Annotated in this window: 3 protein-coding genes; all 3 read right to left on the bottom strand. The window is 72.4% G+C overall.

Translation table 11 applies throughout. The annotated features are described in order from the left end of the window. Window positions 1-34: 34 nt before the first annotated feature. On the bottom strand, window positions 35-403 hold the full coding sequence (locus tag ACFWOG_RS38760) for a PRC-barrel domain-containing protein (RefSeq protein ID WP_329951158.1): 369 nt from the start codon (window positions 401-403) through the stop codon (window positions 35-37). Between the two features lie 160 nt (window positions 404-563). Beyond that, the gene (locus tag ACFWOG_RS38755; RefSeq protein WP_380364256.1) at window positions 564-3,077 is read right to left on the bottom strand and encodes a SpoIIE family protein phosphatase; all 2,514 of its coding nucleotides are present in this window, start codon (window positions 3,075-3,077) and stop codon (window positions 564-566) included. 63 nt (window positions 3,078-3,140) lie between these two features. Next, window positions 3,141-6,300, bottom strand: a 3,160-nt coding sequence (locus tag ACFWOG_RS38750) for a HAMP domain-containing protein (RefSeq protein WP_380364253.1), incomplete at its 5' end; no start/stop codon positions are given.

Below are 6,300 nucleotides of genomic sequence, written 5' to 3'. Positions count from 1 at the left end.
GATCGGTGGCCACCGCCCGTCCGCGTACCGGAGGTCAGATGATGGGGCGACTGTAGAACGGGCCGTAGTAGCTGCCGTACGCCTCGCGGTACCCGAGGTCGGCGTCCTCGTGCTTCTCCCGGTCGAACTCCGGGCCGTCCTTGATCTCGGCCTTCGTCCGGTCCACGTAGATCTTCTCGTCCTCCTGGTCGACCCGGACGATGGTGCCGACCGGCAGCAGGACGTGCTTGCCGAAGATCCACGGACCGGTGTCGACGACGAGGTATTCGGAGCCGGCCTCCGGGGAGTGCCGGTCGACCTTGCCGATCGCTCCGTCCGTCGCCTCCACGTGGAAGCCCACCAGGTCGGTGCCGGCGACGTGGCCGGAGGTCGAGCGGAACTCCCAGATGTCGATGCTGCTCATGTCGGTTCCCTTTCTCCCGGTGCCCGCCGAGCTGTTCCCGGCCGACGCGTTCTCGACCCTCGGCTGCCCCGGACCGCGGACCTCACACCTGCCGGCCGTGACGAACAGGTCGGCACCGTTCGAGGCGGCGCCGCTCAGGGCCGCACCGGACGGGACCGGCTCAGCAGACCGTGACCCCGATCAGACAGGTGTCGTCGTCGGTGTCGGAACTGCTGTACCGCAGGAGGTGGTCGAGCCGGCGTTCGAGCTCCGGCTGCCCGCCCGACTTCCCGGCGATGGACAGCAGGTCGTCGAGCGACTCCTCCAGGGAACGGTCCCGGCGTTCGATCAGGCCGTCGGTGTACATCATCAGGGTGTCCCCGGCGCGGAGCCGGATCTCGCCCTCCTCGTAGTCGGCCTGGTCGATGGCGCCCAGCAGGATCCCCGAGACGGTGGGGAGCTCGGTGGCCCGGCCGTCGCGCAGCAGGATGGGGGGCAGATGGCCCGCCCGGGCCCAGCGGAGGGTCCTGGTCCGGGGGTCGTACAGGGCGCAGACGGTCGTCGCGGTGACGTTGTCGGTCAGGTGGTGGGTCACCGTGTTGAGCCAGCCCAGCAGCTGGCCCGGGCCGGCGCCGGTGGCGGCCAGGCCGCGCAGGGCGTTGCGCAGGGCGACCATGCCGGTGGCGGCCTCGATGCCGTGCCCGGCGACGTCGCCCACGCACAGGAGGACCTGGCCGGTCGGCAGGTCCAGGGCGTCGTACCAGTCGCCGCCGACCAGGTGGTCCTTCTCGGCGGGCCGGTAGCGCACGCCCACCCGCAGGTCGTGCAGCTCCAGGGGGCCGCGGCTCGGCGGCATGATGGCGTGCTGCAACTGCAGGGCGAGCCGGTTGCGTTCGGCGGCCTGCTGCTCGGTGTGGGCGAGCTGGTCGCGGGTGGCGGCGAGCGCGACCTCGGTCCAGTGCTGGGCGGAGACGTCCTGGTAGGCGCCGCGCACGGTGGTGATGCGGGAGTCGGCGTCGAGGACGGGCTCGGCGACGACCCGGATGTGCCGGGCGATGCCGTCGGCCCGCTGGAGGCGGAAGGCGGTGGAGGCGGGGCGCCGGTGGTGCAGCAGGGTGCGCAGGAACCGGCCGATGGTGTGCTCGTCGTCGGGGTGCGCGTGGGCCGCCAGGTGGTCCAGCGGGATGGGGTCGGCGTGCGGCGGCAGGCCGTGGAGGTCGAACAGGGTCTCGTTCCAGGCGATCTCGCCGGTGTGCAGGTTCTCCTCGAACCCGCCGATGCGGCCGAGGCGCTGGGCGTGCTGCAGCAGGCTGGCGACGCGGGCGGCGCCGTCCTCGGTCCGCCAGATGACGACCGCGCCGGCCCCGCAGCGGGTGATGCTCACGCTGGCCCGGGTGGTGAGCGGGACGCCGTCGACCAGGGCGGAGAGGTTCATCCCCGGCGAGCGGAACGACTCGCCGGTCGCCAGGACGTACTCGATCTTCTCGAAGAGGCCGCCCGGTTCGGCGGCCAGCGGGTAGGCCTCCAGCAGTCGGGCGCCGAGGATGGCGCTGCGCGGGCGGCCGGCGAAGTCCTCGAAGCTCGGATTGAGGTGCTTGATGAGGTAGTCGGTCGTCCGGCCCGCCGCGTCGAGGTCCGGGTGCACGACCAGGCAGGGGTCGTGCAGGCCCTGGACGAGTTCCAGCAGGTCGGCCGTCTGCGGGTCGACGCCGTCGCCGTTCCCGGTGGCCGGGTGCGACTCCAGGGCGGTGGCACAGAGTTCGGCCAGGGCCTCGAACTGCCGTTGCAGCGACTGCGACGGCGCCGGCAGGTCGCCGCTCCAGCAGACCTCCAGGACGCCGGTGATCCGGCCGCCCGCCCCGGCGGGCACGGCCAGCCGGCCGCCGCCGAACTCCCGCTGTCCGATGGAGGGGAGCCCCGCCGCGGCGAGCGACTCGTAGGCCGCGGAGGCCCGTTCGGTCAGTGCGCGGCGCGCGGGAACGGGGACGCCCGGCGGGACGTGGCGCCAGCGCGCCGCCTCCTCGTCGGCGAATCCGGCGCTGCCCGCCAGCGTCAGGGACTGGTCGGAGTTGGCCGCCCAGATCGCCACCGCCTGCGCGCCGAGCGGCCGGAGCGCGTGCTCCAGCACCGACTGCGCCACGGCCTGGACGTCGGAGGCGCCCAGCATCCCCGTCTCGGCGCTGCGCAGCCGGACGCCGAGGGACGGCTCGCCCGCGGAGGCCATGAACTCGCGGGCGACGTCGGCGATCCGGTCGTGCGAGGCCTGGTTGACGAGGTCGGCCGCCAGGTCCAGGACGGACAGCGTGGAACGGTCGGCCAGGGTGTCGAGCTGGCGGCCGGCCTCGGCGGGGGAGACGCCCAGGCGCTCCACCAGGATCCCCTTGGCGAGTTCGACCAGCGCCCGGCCGTCCGCCTGGGCGTGGGCCCGGGTGAGTTCGCGGCGCAGCCGGTCGACGGTCGACGTCAGCCGGCCCACCGTGCTGCCGGCCGCCGGCAGGGACGTCCTGCCGGCGGGCCCGTCCACCGGTTCACGCGGCGACACGACGGAGGGCGGCACGGCGACCGCCCGCGCGACCTGGCCCGACGCCGCTGCCTGCCCGGGCTCCGCTGCCGCCCCGGACACCGCGGCCGGACCGCGCCCGGCCTGCGGGAGCGGCTGCTCTTCAGCGTCCCGGGGCTGTCGGGGGTCGTACATGGTGTCTCCTCCGCTGGCGTGGTCGTTCGGCGTCGCGGTGCGTCCCACCGGCACGGCGGGCGGCTACGGCCGCAGCCACCGCTCGACGCGGGCGATCAGGTCGAGCGCGTCGACCGGCTTGGTCACGTAGTCGGTGGCGCCGGAGGCGAGGCTCTTCTCCCGGTCTCCGACCATGGCCTTGGCGGTGACGGCGATGATCGGCAGGTCCGCGTGCTCGGGCATCGCCCGGATCGCGGCCGTTGCGGCGTAGCCGTCCATCTCCGGCATCATCACGTCCATCAGGATCAGGTCGATGCCGCGGTGCGCGGTGAGGGCCTCGATCGCCGCGCGTCCGTTCTCGGCCTGCAGCACCCGCATGCCGTGCAGCTCCAGGATCCCGGTCAGCGCGTAGAGGTTGCGGTCGTCGTCGTCGACGACCAGCACCGTCCGCCCCGCGAGGGAGCCGTCGACGTCCTGGGCGAGCGCGACGGCGGGATCCCCGCTCCGTACCAGCGGCAGCACGTCACCGGGCTGGTCCGCGCTCAGGTGCAGGGCGATGCGCTCGCGCAACTCGTCCAGGCTGGAGAGGAGTTCGAGCGGCTGCAGGGTGGCCCGCTGTTGCAGGAGACGCTCCTGCTCGGCGCCCAGCCGCCGGTTGTTGTGCGCGAGGACCGGCACGCCGTGCAGGGCGGCGTCCCGCGCCATCTCCTCCAGGAAGTCCAGGGCCGCGCCACCGGGCAGGTCGAGTTCCAGGACCACGCAGTGGCACGGGGTCGAGGCCAGTGTCGCCGCCGCCTCGTGGGCGCTCACCGTGGTGGTGACCTCCACGGTCGTGCGCGGGTCGCCGAGGCCGGAGGGGCCGGTGAGGTCGGCGACGGCGCTCTCCGCGACCAGTGACAGCAGGCCGCGCGGACGCTCCTCGATGACGAGCAGCCGCTTGGGCTGAACCGTCTCCGGCGGCGCGGCGGGTGCCGGGGTCTCGACCCGGTCCGCTGCGCCGGCGGCCTCGCCGGTACCGCTCTCCAGCGCCGTCCGCGAGTTCTGGGCGTTCAGTTCGACGAAGTCGGTCCGGGAGGCGGGCAGGTAGAGCGTGAAGGTGCTGCCCCGGCCGGGCACGCTGTCCGCGGTGATCGCACCTCCGAGGAGGAAGGCGATCTCGCGGCTGATCGACAGACCCAGCCCGGTGCCGCCGTACTTGCGGCTGGTGGTGCCGTCCGCCTGCTGGAAGGCCCCGAAGACGCTCTCCAGGTGCTGGGGTTCGATGCCGATCCCGGTGTCCACGACGTGGAAGGCGATCACCGGGCCGTCGTCGCGACGGGCGACCTCCGGTACGTGCGCGTGGTCCGCGACCTCGATCCGCAGTTCCACGCCGCCCTTCTCGGTGAACTTGACCGCGTTGGAGAGCAGGTTGCGCAGCACCTGGCGGAGCCGGTAGTCGTCGGTGAGCAGCTCCGCCGGCATCGTCGGCGCGGTCTCGACCGTGAACCGCAGGCTCTTCTGGCTCGTCAGCGGCCGGAAGGTGGCCTCGACGTAGTCGAGCAGCTTGCGCAGCGGGATCCGCTCGGGGGTGATGTCCATCTTCCCCGCCTCGACCTTGGAGAGGTCGAGGATGTCGTTGATCAGCTGGAGCAGGTCGGAGCCCGCGGAGTGGATGATGCCCGCGTACTCGACCTGCTTGGCCGTCAGGTTCCTGGTCGGGTTCTGGGCGAGCAACTGGGCGAGGATGAGCAGGCTGTTGAGCGGGGTGCGCAGCTCGTGGCTCATGTTGGCCAGGAACTCCGACTTGTAGCTGGAGGCCAGCGACAGCTGGTGCGCGCGGTCCTCCAGCTCCTGCCGGGCCTGTTCGATCTCCAGGTTCTTGGTCTCGATGTCCCGGTTCTGTGCGGCGAGGAGCGCGGCCTTCTCCTCCAGTTCCGCGTTGGAGGACTGCAGTTCCTCCTGACGGGCCTGGAGCTCCTCCGACCGGACCTGGAGTTCGGCGGTCAGCCGCTGGGACTCCCCGAGCAGTTCGTCGGTGCGGGAGTTGGCGACGATCGTGTTGACGTTGGCGCCGATGGTCTCCATCAGCTGGTCGAGGAAGGCGCGGTGCACCGAGGTGAAGTCGCGGACGGCGGCGAGCTCGATGACGCCCAGGACCTGGCCCTCGACCACGATGGGCAGCACGATCAGGGAGGCGGGCTCGGCCCGGCCCAGGCCGGAGGAGATGGTCACGTAGCCCGCGGGCAGGGAGTCGACGGCGATCGTGCGCCGGCTGCGCGCGGCCTGGCCGACGAAGGACTCGCCGAGCCTGAAGCGGGTGGGGGTCGAGCCGGCGGGGAAGGCGTAGGAGCCGATCAGGTTGAGGACGGTCGTGTCCCCGCTGTCCTCCGCGAGGTAGAAGGCGCCGTACTGGGCGGACACCAGGGGCGTCAGCTCGTCCATGATCAGTTCGGCGACGACGGCGAGGTCGCGGCGGCCCTGCATCAGGGCCGAGATCCGGGCCAGGTTGGACTTGAGCCAGTCCTGTTCGTCGTTGGCCCGGGTGGTCTCGCGGAGCGACTCCACCATGAAGTTGATGTTGTCCTTGAGGTCGGCGACCTCGCCGGAGGCGTCCACGGTGATCGAGCGGGTGAGGTCGCCCTCGGCGACGGCGCCGGTCACCTCGGCGATGGCGCGGACCTGCCGGGTCAGGTTGCCGGCCAGCTCGTTGACGTTCTCGGTGAGCCGCTTCCAGGTGCCGGAGACGCCCTCCACCTCGGCCTGGCCGCCGAGCCGGCCCTCGGAGCCGACCTCGCGGGCGACCCGGGTGACCTCGGCGGCGAAGGCGCTCAGCTGGTCGACCATCGTGTTGATGGTGGTCTTGAGCTCCAGGATCTCGCCGCGTGCGTCGACGTCGATCTTGCGTGTGAGGTCGCCCTGGGCGACGGCGGTGGTCACCTGGGCGATGTTGCGGACCTGGCTGGTGAGGTTGTGCGCCATGAAGTTGACGTTGTCGGTGAGGTCCTTCCACGTGCCGGCCACGTTCGGGACCCGTGCCTGCCCGCCGAGCGTCCCCTCGGTGCCGACCTCGCGGGCCACCCGGGTCACCTCGTCCGCGAAGGCCGAGAGCGTGTCGACCATCGTGTTGATGACGCCGGCGAGCGCCGCGACCTCGCCCTTGGCCTCCACGTTGATCTTCTGCGAGAGGTCGCCCTTGGCGACGGCGGTGGCCACCTGGGCGATGTCGCGGACCTGGCTGGTGAGGTTGCCGGCCAGCGCGTTGACC

The sequence above is a fragment of the Kitasatospora sp. NPDC058406 genome, from assembly GCF_042722765.1.
Lineage (GTDB): Bacteria > Actinomycetota > Actinomycetes > Streptomycetales > Streptomycetaceae > Kitasatospora.
This window is presented reverse-complemented; position numbering and strand designations above follow the sequence as displayed.

Bases quoted from the DNA above. Each gene is read 5' to 3' on its own strand.
- ACFWOG_RS38760 (WP_329951158.1), bottom strand. From the start codon at position 403: ATGAGCAGCATCGACATCTGGGAGTTCCGCTCGACCTCCGGCCACGTC.
- ACFWOG_RS38755 (WP_380364256.1), bottom strand. From the start codon at position 3,077: ATGTACGACCCCCGACAGCCCCGGGACGCTGAAGAGCAGCCGCTCCCG.